The sequence below is a fragment of the Pseudomonas hormoni genome (genome assembly GCF_018502625.1).
Taxonomy (GTDB): domain Bacteria; phylum Pseudomonadota; class Gammaproteobacteria; order Pseudomonadales; family Pseudomonadaceae; genus Aquipseudomonas; species Aquipseudomonas hormoni.
On the sequence record NZ_CP075566.1, the window covers coordinates 5,671,319 to 5,687,456 of the forward strand.

Here is a 16,138-nt window from a genome sequence, read left to right on the forward strand (position 1 = left end):
TACCCTAGATGACTACGAATCGGACGCACAGTTCTGAAAAGTTGAACCCCCTCAAATATCGTCCTTCAGTTTGAGCAATGGCTCCTGAAAGCGCAGCAGCCGCCCGGCATTACCCAGTACCAGTAAAGTACTCAGGTTATGCAGCAACGCCGCAATCATCGCCCCGGCCGCGCCAAGCCAGCCGAATGCGGCGAAGGCCACAATTGCCAACGTCCAGCCCAGACCGATGATCACGTTGACCTGCAACGTGTTCCGGCACTGGCGACTCAAACGCACGCAGGTGCCGAGCCGACGCAGATCACTGCCGATCAGCACGATGTCGGCGGAAGCCAAGGCAATGTCAGCCCCGCCCGCCCCCATGGCAACGCCGACCACGCCCGCCTTGAGCGCCAGCGAATCATTGATGCCGTCACCGACGACCATCGGCCGGAAGCCGCTGTCGATCTCCTTGAGCACGCGTTTGAGTTTGTCCTCGGGCAAAGCCTGGGCCTCGACATCGACGATCCCGACGTCCCCAGCCAAGGTATTTGCGACACTCTGGCGATCACCGGTGAGCAATAGCTGCCGGCCCAGCCCGAGTTCACGCAACTCGTTCAAGGCAAACCGCGCTTCGGGTTTGACGCTGTCCGCCAGCAACAGCCAAGCGAGAAATTCACCATCAAGCGCGAGCCCGGCAATCGGGCCATCGTGTTCGGGAACGGCTGACGTGGGAATGCCCAGTTGTGCAAACAATTCTGGCCGACCGAGTGCCGCTTCGCCCTGCTCCGTCATCGCCACCACGCCCAGACCCTGCCGTTCGTGAATGTTCGAGAGCAGCATAAAATGTTCCTGAGTGACCAACCCGGCGAGTGCGCGACTGACCGGGTGACTGCTGGCGGAACCGAGGCTGGCGGCGAGTTTCAATACGTGACCGCGATCTTCCAGCGGACTGTCGATGGATTGCAGGCGCAAGGTGCCGAAGGTCAGCGTCCCGGTCTTGTCGACCACCAGCGAGGTCAGGTCTGCCAGCTCTTCGAGAAACGCCGAACTGCGAATCAGAATCCCGTGGCGAGCAGCAACCGCAACCCCGGCAATCGCCGTGGCCGGTGCCGACAACACCAGCGCACACGGACAGGCTGCCACCAACACCGCGAGCATCGCCTGCGCATCGTTGGTGATGAACCAGGTGACGGCGGCCAGCAGCAACACCAACACCATGTAGCTGCCAGCGTAGCGTTCCAGCAATCGGGTAATCGGCGGTTTTGAACGCTCGGCGCTTTGCATCAGCGCAATGACTTTGCCGAGGGTCGACTCGCTGCCCGTACGCGTCACTTCGATACGCAGCAGGCCGTCGAGGTTGATCGCCCCGCCGAACACGGACATCCCGACACCCGCCTCCACCGGCACCGACTCGCCGGTGATCGAAGCCGTGTCGAGACTCGCCTGACCGGAGAGCACGCGGCCATCGGCCGGCACTCGGTCGCCAGCGCGAACTTCCACCCGGTCACCGGCCTTGAGCGTACCGTTGTCGACTTCGACGATGGAGCCGTCTGCCTGAATCTTGCGCGCATGGCTGCGCGTCAGTTTGCCCAGCGCGTGAATCGCTTCCTGGGAACCGATCACGCTGCGCTCTTCCAGCACGTGGCCGAAGATCATGATGATCGGCAGCAACGCAGCGGTCAGCAGATCGCCGGTCGCCCAGGCACCGAGCATGGCCAGGGCGATCAATTGATCGGTGATCCCGTGCAAGCTCGGATAACGCAAGCTGTACCAGGCCGAACGCATCACCGGCACAGCCACCAGCAATGAGGCAAAACCCAACAGCAATTGACTGACACCGGTTTGCTCCGGCGACCACCAGCGCCAGATCAAACCCAGCGCCAACAAACCCAATGCAAGCATGGCCAGGGTCAGCTGGCGGGCGGCGCTGCGTTGTTCGGCCGAGGACAACAGGCTCGGCGCGGCGGCGTTTTGCGCAGTCATTGTGCAGCTCCCTGAATGATCAGGCGGGAATCGTCTTTCGGATTGACCGTGGTCACCGAGCCGGCCTGACCGAGAATTTTCGGCATGCGCTCGCGGTAGAGGCGCAGCAGCATTTGCGGGTCGGTGCCCTGTTGTTGCGCCTTGGCCAGACTCAACACGGTGGCCGTGTCGGCGGACGCTTTAGCCAGTCGTTCACTCGCTTGAGCGTGGGCGACCTGCAACGTACGGTCGGCTTGTTCGTTGGCGGTTTGCGTGAGCTTCTCGGCTTCGGTGCGTGCGTTTGCCACCGCCTTATCCGCTTGCTGACTCGCCGTCAGAACCGCGTTGAAGGCGTTGACCGCCGGCCCCGGCAGACTCGATTGCACATCGACTCGCGCCACTTCGATCCCCAGGCCCTGCCCGGTCGCCGCAAGATCAGCGAGTCGCTGATTGATGCCTTGCACCAGATCTCCACGCAGGCGCTCACGTCTTTCGGCGGCCTGGCTACCCGCGCCAATCAGTTCCGGTCGCGCCACCAGGATGGTGTCCAGATCCCGGGCGGCCGTCAGCGCCACGGCACTGCGAGTCACAAGGCGATCCAGTGCCGGCAGGACATGTTCGCCTTGAAGCACGAACGCATAGGGTTCGGTGACTTTGTAAAAGACTCGCACATCCAGTTGCACCACACCGGCGTCACCGGTCAGCAAATAACCGGACCCCGCGAGCGCATCACTGAGCGGCGTGGCGAATGTGGCGACTCGGTCGGCCTGTAACGCGGCATCACTGCGCAGCAGATTTTCCACCCGCCGCTCGATCACCCGATCGGCCGCCGGCAACAAAATGACCTGCTCGAACGGTCGCGGCCATGCCAAAAGCAGACCGGCATTCTGGATGCGATCCAGCGCCCCAAAGTGCAACACCACCGCGCGATTCTGCGGGTCGATTTGCCGAACATTGGAAAACGCCCAGGCCAACGCGGCCAGCACCGTCACCGCGTACAGTGCGAGAAAAGCCAATCGCCCGGCCTGAATCCAGGGGCTGCTCAACTCATTTGTTCCACGTGGAACCAAACTCATGGCTGCGACCCGGACTTGGTATCGAGGGTCGGCGGACCGTCAACCAGTACTCGAAATGGCGCAGCGTCGGTGCGCAGAATCAGTTTAGTGCCAGGCGTAACGATGGTGCCCAAGGTGTCGAGGGAGCGCAGCAAGTTATACAGCTGCGGTGATCCGGCGTAGGCGCGTCCGTAAATCTGCGCGGCTTCGACGCGGGACTGGGCTTCAATGTCGGCAGATTTAACAGTGGCATCGGCCTGAACGATTCGCGCATCACGTTCGGCGGCAGAACGGATTTGCGCCGCTTCGCGTTTACCGATGGCCGTGCGTTCAGTGGCGATTGTTTCACGCTCGGCACGCATGCGATCGACCGTGGCGGACAGGGTTACCGACGGCAAGGTCAAACGCTCGATGCCGACTTGCAGCACGCGAACGCCATACGTGGTGAGCAACTGCTGATCGATTTGCTGGCGCAGTTGCGCTTCGAAATCGGCAATGTGCACCTGGTTGGCATCGGTGTTCACTAGATTGGCCAGATCGAAACTGCTGGCCGTGGTCTCCAGCGCCGAGCCGACAAAGGTGCGAATCTGCCGCGCCGCTTCGTCGGGCTGATTCTGCACCGCGCGCATGAAGCGCTGCACATTGTCCGGATCACCTTGAACCTGCCACGCCACGTAAGCCTGAACGATGATACGCAAACCGTCGCGCGTGCCCACATCCTGCAAACCGCTGGACGTGGTGCGCAGACGCAAGTCGACAGGAATCGCCGCTTCAAACGGTGCGGGCCAACGCCAGCCCAGGCCCGGCTCCAGCAACACACGCGACGGATTGCCGAAGCGCGTGATAACCGTGGCTTCGCCGGAACGCACTTGCACCAGGCTCGCCGCCGCGATGGCAAACGCCACCAACAACGCTGCCCAACCCATACGCCGCCAAGGGAAGGGACCGGCTACTTGTGGATCGCCGTGGTGATGATGGTGATGCCCGTGGTGATGCCCGCCATGGTCGTGATCGTGCCCGGCGTGGTCGTGATCGTGCCCGGCGTGGTCAGCATGATCGTGAGTGTGCGACTGGCTCATTTGGCAGCTCCTGGCTGAGCGGTTTGACGCGCCGGCGCGGGGTCAGCCGGCAGCGTGAACGTACGGAGGTCGATGGTCGGCGCGTTGTTGCTGCCGCCCAAACGATGATCGAGAACCAGCAACCTTGTGTTAGCCAGTCCTTGGGAAAGTTGGCTGAAATACTGCTCCAGCACGAAAGCCTGGCCGGCGCTGGCATAGGCTTTTTGCTCGGCGCTGAATTTCAGATCCGCTGCTTGCGCCGCTGCATTGATTTCACGCGCGTTGGCCGTCGCCTGGTCGCGAGCGATGCTGGCCTGCATTTGCGCTTGATTGGTCGCCTCTGCCGCCGCGCCGCGTTCGCGTGAGATCAATGCCTGCGCACCAATCTGTGCCGCTTGCACGCCGTGATAAGCGTTGGCTGCGCCGGCCGGAGGATGAATCGCCTCGACCACGGTCGCGAGAATTTCCACGCCGCTGCCGAGTGTTTGCAGGTCCGCCTGCACCGCGCGGCCTATCTCATCGGCGAGCCCTACCCTGTCTTCGCCGAGCAAACCGTCGAGGGTTCGCGAGGCGAAATCGTGAACCAGAATCCGGCTGGCGGTGCTGCGGATCAGCGTCGGTACATCGGCATTGTTGTAGGTCGCGGCCATCGCCGCTTGATCCGTCAGGCCGATGCGGTAAACGAACCTCACGTCCATGTTGACGATCTGGAAGCTCTGCCTGTCGGCACGGCTGCTGGCGATGACCTGGGATTTGTCATTCACATGGCTGGCGTCCCACAAGCGATTGGCAACTGCCGGCGCTGGACCTTCAGCGGGCGCCGCCGCAATGGGCGCCGCTGCTTCGCCGACACTCGTGGCCAACTCATGGACCACGCCGTTCTCGACACGCAACACTCGACCCAGCGGCCACGGCAAACCTGCGTGTAAACCGGGACCGAACACCTCAACCGGTTTGCCGAAGCGCTCGTAGATGCCCCGCCCCTGCAGAGGTATTTCGTGAATACCGGTCAGTGACCAGCCAACAATAGCGACCACCGCCAGCACCGGCACAAACGCGCGACGCATGTAGGTGAACGCCCAGATTTGCCGCAGATCGATGCCGAAGCGGTTATGCAGTTCATGCTGCAACGCCAACAGGGGCTGGGGTGGCCAGCGCAGCATGTCGGCGACGAAGCTTCGGGCGAGCAATGCAGGTTCCAGTTGTTCGCGCCGGGGACTGAACAATGACAGCACTGCACGCAGCAGCAGTTCGACCGCGACGAGACCCGGCAGCAGCCCGATCAGCACAGCCAGTCGCACCGGCCAGACCGACACCTCGCTGCCGAACAGCAGACACAACGCGCTCAACACAAGGCTGATGATTGCCACGCGAGTCAGCTGCGCCAACTGCCCAGCTTCAGGCCACTGGGCCACGTTTTCCTGGGCAAGCTGCCGCTCCACCACCAGCAAACCGAAAGCCAGCAGCAACGACAATGCAGCACCGACATTGGCCGAAAAACCTGGCGCGGCAGGTGGCAGCGCCAGGTTCCAGACCTGGTTGATGCTGAACAGCGCCAACAACGCCCAGCCACCGAGCCACAGCGTCGGTGCGCCGATCTGCGCCAGCATCCGCGTCGATCGTTGGCCGATCCGCTCCAGCAGTTGTTCATACCAGCCAACCGCAGCGTCAGCGACTTCGATCTCCACTGGCGGCGCTGGGGGATTCATCGCCCGTGCGCGCCATTGCGTCACCCACCACGCCGATTGCAGCCCGGCGATCAGCACCAGCAGACCGGCGCTCTGATTGACCAGCAACGCCGGCCAAAACGATTGCGACGCAAACAGCCCGGCAAAAAACGCCAGCACCAGCCCTGTCGCCGCGAGCGCGCCGAGGCCGATTGCCAACTGTCGCAATCGTCGCCCTTGAAAGACTGCCTGCTGAAAACGCGGCAGCCCGGCTACCGCGGCTCCCTCAACTTCGAGATCGACTTGCATACCACCCCAGTGTTGTTCTTTGCTCAGGTCGCAATTCGTTACGATATAACGAAAGTCGTGAAATTTTTGTACTCAATTGCTCTATCTAAAGATGCTTAACCTGTCGCTTGGCTGAAGCCTTGACCGAAAGACCGAGGAGCGCACATATTACGCTCGTAATTTTCTCCACGGACTACGTTTATCCAGCCCGATTCCCATTCAATCCAGGAGCAAATCCATGAGCAGCTATGACGTCGTGATTCTGGGCGGAGGCCCCGGTGGTTACAACGCGGCGATCCGCGCTGGCCAGTTAGGCCTGAAAGCCGCTTGCGTCGAAGGCCGCGCCACCCTCGGCGGCACCTGTCTGAACGTCGGATGCATGCCGTCCAAGGCGCTGCTGCATGCTTCCGAACTGTACGACGCAGCCATGGGCGCGGAATTCGCCAACCTGGGGATCGAGGTCAAACCCACGCTCAACCTCGCGCAAATGATGAAGCAGAAGGATGAAAGCGTGACCGGGCTGACCAAAGGCATCGAGTTTTTGTTTCGAAAAAACAAGGTCGACTGGATCAAGGGTTGGGGGCACATCGACGGCCCGGGCAAAGTCACGGTAACGGATAGCGAGGGTGGCAAAACCGAGCTGAGCGCCAAGGACATCATCATTGCCACGGGTTCGGAGCCCACTCCCCTGCCCGGCGTAGAAATCGACAACCAACGCATCCTCGATTCCACAGGTGCGCTGTCTTTATCCGAAGTGCCCAAGCATCTGGTGGTGATTGGCGCCGGGGTCATTGGCCTGGAACTGGGTTCAGTTTGGCGACGTCTGGGTGCACAGGTGACGGTCGTCGAATTTCTCGACAGGATCTGCCCCGGTGTGGACGCTGAAGCAGGCAAAACCCTTCAACGTTCATTGAGCAAGCAAGGCATCAGTTTCAAGTTGAGTTCGAAAGTCACCAGCGCCACTACCTCGGCAAATGGCGTGCAACTCAGCGTTGAACCGGCCGCCGGCGGTACCGCCGAGTTACTGGAAGCCGATTACGTGCTGGTGGCCATCGGGCGCCGGCCTTACACCCAGGGTTTGGGCCTGGAGAACGTCGGCCTCAGCACGGACAAGAGCGGCATGCTTGCCAACAGGGGCCATCGCACTGAAGCGGCCGGCGTGTGGGTCATTGGTGATGTCACGTCCGGGCCGATGCTCGCGCACAAGGCTGAAGATGAAGCCATGGCCTGCGTCGAGCAGATCGTCGGCAAGGCCGGCGAGGTCAATTACGACCTGATTCCCAACGTCATTTACACCCGACCGGAACTCGCCAGCGTCGGCAAGACCGAAGAGCAACTCAAGGCTGAAGGCCGCGCGTACAAGGTCGGCAAATTCCCGTTCACCGCCAACAGCCGGGCGAAGATCAACCATGAGACCGAAGGCTTTGCCAAAGTGCTGGCCGACGAGCGCACCGACGAAATTCTCGGTGTGCACCTGGTGGGCCCGAGTGTCAGCGAAATGATTGGCGAATATTGCGTGGCCATGGAGTTCAGCGCCTCTGCGGAAGACATCGCGCTGACGTGTCACCCACACCCGACCCGCTCCGAGGCGTTGCGCCAGGCGGCGATGAATGTGGAGGGGATGGCTACGCAGATGTAGGGGCTGGAGATGTGCTGGGGCCGGTCGACCGCCTTCGCGAGCAAGCCAACATTGGTTTTGTGTACGCCACAGATCTAATGTGGGAGCGAGCCTGCTCGCGAAGGGGGGCAACTCGGTCTAAAGCGGTAAATGCTCTAAAGGCAACGCTCCCGGCGTTTTCACCGTGTGAATCGCAAAGTTGCTGCGGATGTCGCTCACGCCCGGCAATTTCAGCAATCGCCCGGTGAGAAAACGGTCGTACGCACGCAAATCCGGTACCACCACCTGCAGCAAAAAATCCGATTCCCCGGACACCAGAAACGCCGAAACCACCTCGGGCAAAGCCGTCACGGCCAGACGAAAAGCCTCGGCCTGCTCGTCGTTGTGGCGCTCAACCTTGACCCCGACAAACACCGTCAGCCCAAGCCCGACTTCATCGCGATCCAGATTAGCCTGATAGCCGCGAATCACCCCCGCCTCTTCAAGCATTCGTACCCGACGCAGACAGGGCGACGCGGACAGACCGATCTCGTCAGCCAGTTGCACGTTGCTCAACCGACCATCCCGTTGCAGGGCCGCGAGAATCTTGCGGTCGTAGGCGTCCAGTTTCATGTTTGGCAGATCCTGATGGTTTAGTAGTCATTGAATGGCAGGTTATGCCAACCAAAAACTAATTAGAAGCAAACTACGCAACCACCTGCCCTGACCTTCCGCCCTAGACTGGCCCTACCGAATCGACAACGAATGGGGTGCATCGTGGCAGGACTCTGGCTGTTTTTCATGGCATTGGCGGTGGTTTACCTGTTGCCAGGCCCGGACATGATTCTGCTGCTACAGACCGGCGCACGCCAAGGCAAAGGCGCGGCGCTGGCGACGGCCGTGGGTTTGGGCATCGCACGGGGTTGCCACGTGTTACTGGCGGCGTTGGGGCTGGCGGCGCTGTTCAAGGCTGCGCCCTGGACCTTCGATGTGGTGCGCCTGGCGGGAGCCGCCTACCTGTTGTGGATCGGCATTCAGTGCCTGCGAACCACGATGCTGCCGAACCTGAACGATGCAGAGGCAACCTGTGGAAAACCACGTTGGCGCGAAGCGATCCAGCGCGGATTGCTGACCAACCTGCTTAACCCCAAGGCGCTGTTGTTCTGCTCGGTGTTGTTGCCGCAGTTCATCGATCCGCACGCAGGGCCGGTGCTCGCTCAATTCACGACCCTGGGTGTGGTGCTGGTCGGTGTCGGTTTGGTGTTCGACAGCGCCTACGCATTGGCCGGCGCCGCGCTTGGCCGCTGGCTGCAACGCAGTCCCTCGGCCCAGCGCTTCCAGCAATGGTTATTTGGCAGCTTGCTGATTGGCTTCGCGGTGCGACTGACCTTTGTTCAACAGGCCTGATTACTGGCGTGCCTTACGCTTGTGACGATTGATCAGCAGCAGCGCGAGCGCTGTAAACATCACGACACCTCCTATTTCCAGCCACTTTTTGTAAGGTCGCAAGGTTGCCCGGATCGGGCTCAATGCTTGAGTGACGTAGCGTTTGTCTGCGTTCAGGAAGTCAGGATAAGCACAGTGCTCGCCGAAAAAACCTCCCAGGTTCATATAAGGCCCTTCTTTCACGTAGCGTTGATAGAAGGCGCTTTTTTCTTCCGGGCCGCTGTTCCACCCCGTCGCCGCACACAGCACCATGGCAAAGGCCTGACTGGTATGAGGCAAGTGATCGGCAGCGCGGCTGGCCAATGCATTGGCGACATAACGATAGTGGTAACGCTGATCGGGTTGAGCTGCGCTGGCCTGCTGACGCTTGACCTCCTCTTCAGCCACTAGTGGACCGACCTTGAGTTCGGTGCTTTCGAGACTGTAATTGCCACCGAACGTAGCGTAATCCGGGGACATCTCGTAGCCCAACAGCTCCATTCCATCGAAACGGGCCAGTGTGGCGGCGTGGAAGTAAGCGAACGCTCGTTTGGTCGGCCACCATTTCGATTCGGCATCGTGGCGCAACTCTGCGTACCACTTGGCCTTGGCTTGCAGTTCGGCGTTGTCGAAATACACAGGTGCTGCTTCGTAACGCTCTTCACGCAGCAATCGCCGCCCCAGCAAGTTGCGCAACTTCGCCGCCACCGGCAACGGCACATAGTTATCCAGATCCTGCTGAGTCAGCGACGGCGGTGCCGGCACCTGAGTGTCGACGTAATGCTTGAGCTCATCGACAGTCAGCACGCGCTCGGCGACAGTCGCCGCGTCGAACCAGTAAATGTCGTTGCTGCGATAGAGCTGATCGAACGCTTGCAGATAATCCCCGCGTTGCAACGCCAGGATTGCGCTTTCGCCTTCGACCCGGCACTTGGGCTGCAGCGATTCAAAGTCCCAGTCCGGCGTTCGCCGCTGACCCCAGGATTCATTCTGCGGAAAGGCCTGAGCCGCTTTGGCGTACGCCGCGGCGGCGGCGGTTTTATCGCCCTCGCGCATCGCCAGTTTCGCCCGCAGCCACCACGCCAGGCCACCGTCGCCAGCGTGTTCCAGGAAAGCCTTGGCGCTGGCGTAGTCGCCCTGTTGATAATTCATCGCCGCCAGTCGATCGGCGTTATCCAGACTGCCGCGGGTGCTGGCTTGTAGCAACTTGATCAGTTTTTTTTCGTTCGACGGTTGATCACCAAATGACCAACCTAACCGGCTGATCAGAGATGCAGTGACCAGTTGCTGCACCGGTTTGCCCTTGAGCAACGCAGTCAATTGCTCGTCGGGCATCGCCGTCAGATCCGCCACCAATAGTTTCAGCGAGGTGTATCCCACCGCTGAACCGTGGAGGTTTTGCGTGGCATAGAGCTCAATGGCACGGTTCCAGTCACCCGCCGTGCGCGCCACGCGTGCTTCTTCGCCAAGGCTGGCGACGCCCAGTTCCAGCGGGTCGCTGAAACCGTCGATGCTCAGTTGCCGGGTCTGCTCGAAGGCTTTGCGCGATTGCGTCAGCAGGTCGGGCGTCGCGTCCGCTTCAGCGCTCATGGCAAACAGTGCGCGGCCCAGCGAATACGCGGCCCAGGTGCTGCGTAACGCGCGTTGATCCGCCGGGAGCGCCAGCACTTTCTGGAAGTAGTCGGCGGCCAATCCATGGTCACCCGCGTTGAACGCCACGGCACCCGCCAGATAGAGCACGAGTTCAGTCGGCAAACTCGCGCCCTGTGCTTCTACCTGATGAGCATCGGTCAAACTGCGCAACTGTGTTACCTGCGCTTGCTGCTCCACGGTCAAACCCGCCTGCTCGACCTTGTCCCGCTGCTCGGCGTAGTCGGACGCGTCCATGCTGCTGTAGACGACTTCGGTGACGTTCTTCAGCCCCGCAATCGCATGCCCGAGACGATTGATCTCGAACTGAAAATTGCCTTCCGGCAGTTCCGCCAGCGACTGGCCCCGGTTGTCGAGCAGGCGCATGGGAAAATCCGGCCCGCAGGCCAATGCCGAGCCCAGCGGCAAGCTGAGGCTCAGGCAGAGCAAATGGCGGGGCCAGTTACGGGTGAACATTTGAACCTCCTTGATCAATGTGTGTGCAGCGCGCCCAACCGATGGCGCGCTGCCCGCCGGCCGGTATTCGCCCGTCGCGCAGGCGGGTGAAGGTAAGCAGATCCGGGCTCTGTTGCAACGCATAACCGGCGAGGGCATCGGCGCCATCACAGCCTCGCACCGCGAGTGTCAGACGCTCGGGCCAGACGCTGTCGAGGTTGCCTTGATTGCTGATGCTGACGTCATAGAGGCCATCCTGCGACGAGAGTTTCAGCGTCAGGCGACTGTCGAGGGTGTCGCCGCGGGCTACGGCGCCCAAGGTCGTCAGGCTCCAGGCCCGGCGATCATTGGCCAGGGGCAAGCGAAACCAGATCAGGCCGGCCAGATGCGCCGGCGGATCGTTGCGTAATTCAGCGGCCAGTGTTCGCAGTTGCTGCGGATCGGCCAGCAGTTCCCGACGTTCGCCGCCGCGTTCAACCGGCACTTCGCTCTCCACCAGCGGTGCACCGCCGGTCTGCGGCAACAACGCCACGCCATAGGCCGGCAGCGCCAGATAAAAAGGTTTCGAAGTGATGCGGCTCCAGGCCTTCGCCCATTTTTGCGCCTGATCCGGGTCAAACAAGCCCCTGCGCGGATCGCTCACCGCATGCACCTGCAACACGCTGCTATCGACTGTGGATAACAACGTCGGCAGTTCGGGGCTGTCGAGCCAGGCGGGTAATGCCGTAATACTGAGCGGCATGGGGGCCGGAAGAACCGCGCGCAAAGCCGTGAGAAATTTCCGATAGGCCGGTAGTCGGGCGCTGCCGGCATCGTGGTCGATTTCCACACCGGCGAGGATCAGCCCCTGCGCTTGCCAATCATCAAGCACCTGGCGGATCTGCGTGGTCACTTCGTCCTGGTCCAGCGACTTGAGCTGGCCATCGAGACGAATCACCGCGATAAGCGGCCGGCCATCCTGTTTGAGCAGCGCCGCATCGATTCGCGCCCGGCTCCAACCCGCCCGGGGGAAGGCCTGCAAGGCCAGCACTCGTAGAGTGGAAAAGTCCGCGCGACTGTCTTTGAGTGCAGCTTCGTGGGCCGGCGTCCATTGCCGTTGCCAGACGTAGAGTTGTTGATCAAGCGGCGGCGCGTCCTGTCGTTCGCAACCAGCAAGCAGCGCCACCATCACCAGCAAGCCCGACAGGCGAGCGAGAAAAACCATAAAGCATCCTTTGTAGCTGCTGAAGGCAGCGTCCGTCAGATGCTACAGGTCGAGCACCAAAGGCTGCGAGCCCTGCGCCGGAATCGCACAACAAATCAGGACGCTTCCTTCGTCCGGCACTTCCGCTGGCGGCTGTGGATAATTCACCTGGCCGCTGATCAGGCGAGTCTTGCAGGTCCCGCAGGAGCCGCCGCGGCAACTGAATTCCGGACGCAAGCCACGGCTTTCCGCCAACTCAAGCAAACTGCCGCCATCGGGTTGCCAGCGGGCTTCTTTGGCCGAGCGCTGGAACACCACCGGCACCGAGGTGGTTGCGGCGGGCGGTTGCTCGATGACCACCGCGTCGGGGTCCGGCTGGCGACGCAAGGTCGACGGGCCGAAGGTCTCTGCGTGAATCCTGCTGTCACGGATGTCCAGTCCCCGAAGACTGTCGTACAACCCCTGGGTAAAACTGCCCGGGCCGCAGAGGACAAAGTCCAGCTGATCGTAGTCCTCCACCTCAAGGATGGACTGGAGCAAAGCCGTGTCGATCCGTCCGGTCAAATCAAAGTCTTCGCCCTCATGAGCATCGGCCTCCGGCTGACTGAGCAGACGCAGCACCCGCACCGCCTCACCCGCACTCTCGAGCAAGCGATCCAGCTCGGGACGAAACGGTTGATCGGCCAGCGTGCGCGAACTCTGGAAAAACCATGTAGGCCGAATGTATCGGGTGCGAAGTCCTTGATACACCACCTCCCGCACCATCGACAGCAACGGCGTAATGCCTACCCCGGCGGCCAACAACACCAGCGGCCGACGTTCATGGGTTGTCACGGTGAAATGCCCCTGCGGTGCGCGGGCTTCCAGCAGATCACCGACACGAACCTGCTCATGCAGGTGCGAAGACACCAGCCCTTCACGCTTCACGCTGATGCGGAAAAAGTCGTCGGACGGCGCGCTCGACAGGCTGTAAGTGCGGATATGCACCCCACCGCCAATGGTGAACCGCAGCGGCAAATGCTGCCCAGCCTGAAACACCGGCAACCCGGCGCCATCGGCAGGCTCCAGATAGATCGAGCGAATGTTGTGGCTTTCCGCTTCGATCCGCGTCACTCGCAGCGGCCGCCAACGATCGCCCAGCGCCTGGGCTTGCAGACGGGCGTTGGCCTGTTCCCAGGTGCCGGTTAGCAGACTGGTGGGTGATACGCCATCGAAGCGCCAACGCAAAGCCAACGCTGCGGGCCGACGCACCACCTGCTCCACCTCGAATGTCCACAGACGCTCGGCGCCTTGAAAGGCTTCGACCTGCGGGCCTTCAAGTATGACTTCGGCGCGACCGCTGAGGTGCAGCAGGTCGCCCGAGTTGAAATCGATAAACAGCAAACCCGCCCGGGGATTGATCAGCAAGTTACCCAGGGTATTGAAGAACAGGTTGCCGGCGAAGTCCGGGATGGTCAGGCGATTACCTTCCACCTGTACGAAACCGGACTGGCCGCCACGGTGTGAAACGTCCACGGAGCGCTGGCCATCAATATCCACATAACTCGCGACGAAGAAGGTGTCGGCGCCAGCGATCGTGGCTTTGGCTGCGTCATCCAGAGCGTTCAGGTGTTGAGCAATGCGCGTCGCCGGATCTGCCAGCGGCACCGAGCGAAACTGCCGCAATTGAATGTATTGCGGACAGTTGCCGAAGGACTGTTCGACCGTTACAGCAAAACCCTTTGCCGTTACGGCGCCGACGCGACCATTGAGGCGGTTGCGCCGCCGGGTATGCAGTTCTATCCCCAACAGACCGATCGCCGCGCCATCGACCAATTGCGCAGGATCATCCGCCCCCGGCAGGCTGTTGAACAACAGCGCTCCCGGCTCGGGCGAATGAGCGAAACCCGGTGGTCCTTCAAGAATGCTGGCCCAAGGATTACCGTCGGCGTCCACCGCGCCGTACAGCATGAACGGCAGTTGCTCATAGAATGTGCGGTGCTGGTCCGGCATCTCAGTGCGAACCACCCTACGACCCAACGTCTCCATTCGCTCGGCAACACCGACGTGTGCCTGCAACTGTTTCTCGCCAGCGTGCCAAGGTGAACGGTCCATAACGGCTTCTCCCTGCGCAACGAGCGCAGTGTGGTCGGCCCGACAATGTCGGGCCGCAGCATCAGGCAGTTTTTTGCAGGCCGACGACGGTGCGCGGCATACCGACAAAACCAGGCAAAGCTTCGATACGCGCCAGCCAGGCTCGTACGTTGGCGTAGTCCTCCAGCGACACATTGCCCTCAGGAGCATGGGCGATGTAGCTGTAGGCCGCGACGTCGGCAATGGTCGGTTCGGAGCCAACCAGATAAGGCGAAGCAGCCAGCTCCTGATCGATCTGTTTGAGCCAGATGTGAGAGTAAGCAATCACTTCTTCAGCGTTATAAGCCGCACCAAACACAGTGATCAGTCTTGCCCTGGCCGGACCAAAGGCAATCGGGCCGGCAACCACAGACAGCCAGCGTTGAACCTTCGCCGCGCCAACCGGGTCGGCCGGCAACCAGCGGCCGTTGCCATATTTTTGCGCCAGGTAAACCAGGATCGCGTTGGAATCAGCCAGCACCACGCCTTGATCGTCGATGGCCGGAACCTGCCCAAACGGGTTGATCGCCAGGTACTCCGGCTGTTTGTGCGCACCTTTGGCCAGATCAACCAAGATAAGCTCGGTCGGCAGTTGCAGCAGGGACAACATCAGTTCCACACGGTGCGCATGGCCGGAGCGCGGGAAGTTATAGAGTTTGATCGCTTGCATGGTCGACTCCACTAGGTGGTGGCGCCGTTCAGGAATGATCAGCACCGATGGCCGCTATCTTCCACCCGCAACCAAAACAACAGAATAGTCAGCAAACGCAATCCATTGTTTCACCCAGTGAAATAAATCATCAGCCCAGCAAGTCCGGGTGTTCCCGCAAGGCTTTCACGGTGAAGTCCACAAAACTGCGAATCCGCACGGGGGCGTTGCGCCCGCCCTGATAGACGACATGGATGGGCAGCGGTGGCAGTTCGAAGTCGGCGAGTACGATTTCCAACTCTGCGGACGCGACTTTGCTGGCGACCTGATAAGACAGAACGCGGGTGAATCCCAGCCCCAGGCTCGCGGCGGTAATGGCCGCCTGATTCGCCGTCACCACCAGGCGCGGTTCCGGTCGAACATTCAGCAGCTCTCCGGCTTCAAGGAAAGGCCAGCTTCTCTGCTGGCCGATAGCGGACGTCGCAATAACCGGTGCGCGGGCCAGATCCTGAGGATGTAATGGCCTGCCATGCGCCTTAAGAAATCGCGGAGAAGCACAAATCACCCGGCGTACTTCGCCGACACGGATCGCATGCTGATTACTGTCGGGCAACTCACCGATGCGCACCGCCACATCGATCCCCTCCTCGACCATGCTCACCACTCGATCAACCAGCAACCCATTGATGCAGACTTCAGGAAACTGCGTCAGATAATTCACCATCACCGGCGTGACAAACAACTCGCCAAACAGTACCGGCGCCGTGATCGTCAGTTGCCCACGGGGCTCTGCGTGACTGCCCGCCGCCGAATCCTCCGCTTCCTGTACCTCGGCGAGAATTCTCCGACAATCCTCGAGATACCGCTGACCCGCCTCACTCAAATGCACACTGCGGGTGGTGCGCGTCAGCAACAACGTGCCAATGCGTTTTTCCAGCGCGGCCACTGCACGGGTGACACTGGCCGCCGACAGGCCCAAACGCCGTGCCGCCGCCGAGAAACCCTGTTCCTGGGCAACGGCAGCGAAGACCTGCATTTCCTGGAATCGGTCCACTGGGCATGTCCTCCATTCAAATAA

At 61.2% G+C, this 16,138-nt stretch carries 12 protein-coding genes; 2 read left to right on the plus strand and 10 right to left on the minus strand.

The annotated features are described in order from the left end of the window. Nucleotides 1-51: 51 nt before the first annotated feature. From KJF94_RS26400 to hflK (KJF94_RS26415), 4 genes are read right to left on the minus strand one after another with little or no spacing between them, the layout of a single operon-like run. Nucleotides 52-1,962 (minus strand): cation-translocating P-type ATPase, encoded by a 1,911-nt coding sequence (locus KJF94_RS26400; RefSeq protein ID WP_214379971.1) that lies wholly within the window; start codon nucleotides 1,960-1,962, stop codon nucleotides 52-54. Continuing rightward, a complete protein-coding gene (gene hflK / locus KJF94_RS26405) occupies nucleotides 1,959-3,017 on the minus strand; it encodes a protease modulator HflK (RefSeq protein ID WP_084317663.1) in 1,059 nt (352 codons plus the stop codon). Before hflK (KJF94_RS26405) ends, KJF94_RS26400 begins: the two co-directional genes overlap by 4 nt. Beyond that, complete coding sequence (gene hflC / locus KJF94_RS26410; RefSeq protein WP_214379972.1) at nucleotides 3,014-4,075, minus strand: protease modulator HflC; 1,062 nt, start codon at nucleotides 4,073-4,075, stop codon at nucleotides 3,014-3,016. Before hflC ends, hflK (KJF94_RS26405) begins: the two co-directional genes overlap by 4 nt. Beyond that, entirely contained in the window at nucleotides 4,072-6,030 is a 1,959-nt protein-coding gene (hflK, locus tag KJF94_RS26415) for a protease modulator HflK (protein WP_214379973.1), read from the minus strand. Before hflK (KJF94_RS26415) ends, hflC begins: the two co-directional genes overlap by 4 nt. Nucleotides 6,031-6,247: 217 nt before the next feature. Here hflK (KJF94_RS26415) and lpdA point away from each other — a divergent pair, with 217 nt between their 5' ends. Next, complete coding sequence (gene lpdA, locus KJF94_RS26420; protein ID WP_214379974.1) at nucleotides 6,248-7,648, plus strand: dihydrolipoyl dehydrogenase; 1,401 nt, start codon at nucleotides 6,248-6,250, stop codon at nucleotides 7,646-7,648. Between the two features lie 117 nt (nucleotides 7,649-7,765). Here lpdA and KJF94_RS26425 read toward each other — a convergent pair whose 3' ends face one another. Continuing rightward, nucleotides 7,766-8,239, minus strand: coding sequence for an Lrp/AsnC family transcriptional regulator (locus KJF94_RS26425; RefSeq protein WP_095052308.1), 474 nt, complete (start codon nucleotides 8,237-8,239; stop codon nucleotides 7,766-7,768). Nucleotides 8,240-8,383: 144 nt separating this feature from the next. Here KJF94_RS26425 and KJF94_RS26430 point away from each other — a divergent pair, with 144 nt between their 5' ends. Continuing rightward, entirely contained in the window at nucleotides 8,384-9,013 is a 630-nt protein-coding gene (locus tag KJF94_RS26430) for a LysE family translocator (RefSeq protein ID WP_214379975.1), read from the plus strand. Here the strand turns inward: KJF94_RS26430 and KJF94_RS26435 are convergent, their stop codons facing one another. From KJF94_RS26435 to KJF94_RS26455, 5 genes are all read right to left on the minus strand, one after another. Next, nucleotides 9,014-11,137, minus strand: a complete 2,124-nt coding sequence (locus KJF94_RS26435; RefSeq protein WP_214379976.1) for a hypothetical protein — start codon at nucleotides 11,135-11,137, stop codon at nucleotides 9,014-9,016. Next, a complete protein-coding gene (locus tag KJF94_RS26440) occupies nucleotides 11,124-12,320 on the minus strand; it encodes a DUF3142 domain-containing protein (protein WP_214379977.1) in 1,197 nt (398 codons plus the stop codon). The genes KJF94_RS26435 and KJF94_RS26440 overlap by 14 nt, the downstream gene beginning before the upstream one ends. A 42-nt stretch (nucleotides 12,321-12,362) precedes the next feature. Then, a complete protein-coding gene (locus tag KJF94_RS26445; protein ID WP_214379978.1) occupies nucleotides 12,363-14,393 on the minus strand; it encodes a pyridoxamine 5'-phosphate oxidase family protein in 2,031 nt (676 codons plus the stop codon). Nucleotides 14,394-14,454: 61 nt separating this feature from the next. Then, nucleotides 14,455-15,081 (minus strand): glutathione S-transferase family protein, encoded by a 627-nt coding sequence (locus tag KJF94_RS26450; protein ID WP_214379979.1) that lies wholly within the window; start codon nucleotides 15,079-15,081, stop codon nucleotides 14,455-14,457. Between the two features lie 130 nt (nucleotides 15,082-15,211). Further along, nucleotides 15,212-16,114 carry a LysR family transcriptional regulator gene (locus tag KJF94_RS26455; RefSeq protein WP_214379980.1) on the minus strand — a complete coding sequence of 301 codons (903 nt, stop codon included), beginning with the start codon at nucleotides 16,112-16,114 and terminating at the stop codon, nucleotides 15,212-15,214. Between the last annotated feature and the right edge of the window lie 24 nt (nucleotides 16,115-16,138).